This is a genomic window from Francisella noatunensis subsp. noatunensis (assembly GCF_009823375.1).
Taxonomy (GTDB): domain Bacteria; phylum Pseudomonadota; class Gammaproteobacteria; order Francisellales; family Francisellaceae; genus Francisella; species Francisella noatunensis.
The window spans coordinates 1-1,630 of record NZ_WBSX01000174.1 but is presented as its reverse complement, the minus strand read 5'-3'; the positions used below and the strand labels follow the sequence as shown (position 1 = coordinate 1,630).

The window sequence follows — 1,630 nt, the reverse complement described above, 5'->3', positions numbered from 1 at the left end:
AATTACATCGGAGCTATAAACACTCTAGCTGCAAAGGCAATCTGGAACACAATCTGTGATATCGTAGCCAAGATAGGTAATGCCTCTGACATACCTTCATTCGGAACTATTATCTGATCTCCACCTTTAACCGCTGTAGTATATGACATCCAAGATGTAAACATCCCCGTATCTACTCGCTCCGCTGTACCATTCTCATGTAACAACAACACATATCCAGTCTCAGCACTATTAGTATAACCACCAACAGCATTAATATAATCCTTAACACTAAACTTCTCATTATAATTAATAGCCATCGGCGCCATTACCTGACCACTAATTGTAACCACTTGATTCTGGTTAGGGATATTTATTACATCATTGTTCTGTAACGCTATATGCTCCCACTTAGTCTTAGAACCAACTATCACCTGCCCCTTAGGTTGAACCTGCTTCGCCTTCTCAACAAATGTCGATACCAATCCTGCATACTGCTGCTGCATCAACAAACCATCCTTTGTCAACGCACTCTTAGTATATGCTTGCTGTTCTAAATAATTCAAGCTAGCATCAATAGCAGCCTTCTGCGCCGCTGCCACACTCTTTCTAAACAACTGTAAATCATCAACATTTGCATTTGACCTAAATTTAAGCTTCTCTACCACATCTTCTAATGTAGTTCCTATCGGCACTACAAACTGATGTGGTCCTAATATAGCTCCTGTTACTGATACCGTAATCTGCTTAATATTCTGATCTGATGTTAAAGTAATCTGCTCTCCACCTTTAACTACCTGATCTCCTATCGCACTTAATGGAATATATTTGTTAGTAGGATTCAAACCTCTATTATCCTCTATAAGTACATAAGTAGCTTCAGGCAACACTCCCACCAACTTAAGCAAACCAGGCAAATCAAACTCTCCATTCTTAGGCTCATACATCGCCGGAGACTTAACCTGACCTATTACATTAACAGATGCCGCCTTTTGTCTAACTACTATACTATCACCCTGTTGTAATTGCGAAAATGGTATAACTCCATCAACCAAAAAATTATATAAATCAATATGCGAAATAACCTTGCCATTTCTAATCAAATCAACATGTCTAAAACTTCCCTTATCAGGCTGTATTCCACCAGCCTTACACAAAAAATACAACACAGAATCTGACGACATACCATCATACAATCCAGGCTTAGATACATATCCAGATACAAATATCTGTACAGGCTGAGCACTCATCAGGTTAGCATATACTGTTACGTTCTTCTCAAATGTCCTCTTGATCGCATCGCCTATAACTTTATTCAAATCTTTATTTGGTATATCAGCAACATGCACAGGTCCAACCTTTGGAATAAATATATTACCTTGACTATCCACCTCAGCTATAGCAGCATACTCAAACGCTCCCCATAATGTGATAGAAATCTTATCTCCTATACTTAGTAAATAATTAGGATTATACAAAGCTAACTGTGGCAAATTCTGACATTGACTACTAAATAAATTTGCTCCAAATACCTGCAAACTATTTAATTGTGGTACAAAATCATCATTTATAACCTTATTAGAGAACTGTGAACCTGCCTTGTCCTCCATTCCATTTCCCTGATTCATCGCAGTAACTGACGCTAAGCCAG

At 38.2% G+C, this 1,630-nt stretch carries 1 protein-coding gene; it reads right to left on the bottom strand.

Annotated features, from left to right (window positions below; genetic code table 11):
• Window positions 1-2: 2 nt before the first annotated feature.
• On the bottom strand, window positions 3-1,630 hold a 1,628-nt coding region (locus F8C69_RS10105), incomplete at its 5' end, for a polysaccharide biosynthesis/export family protein (protein ID WP_159185043.1).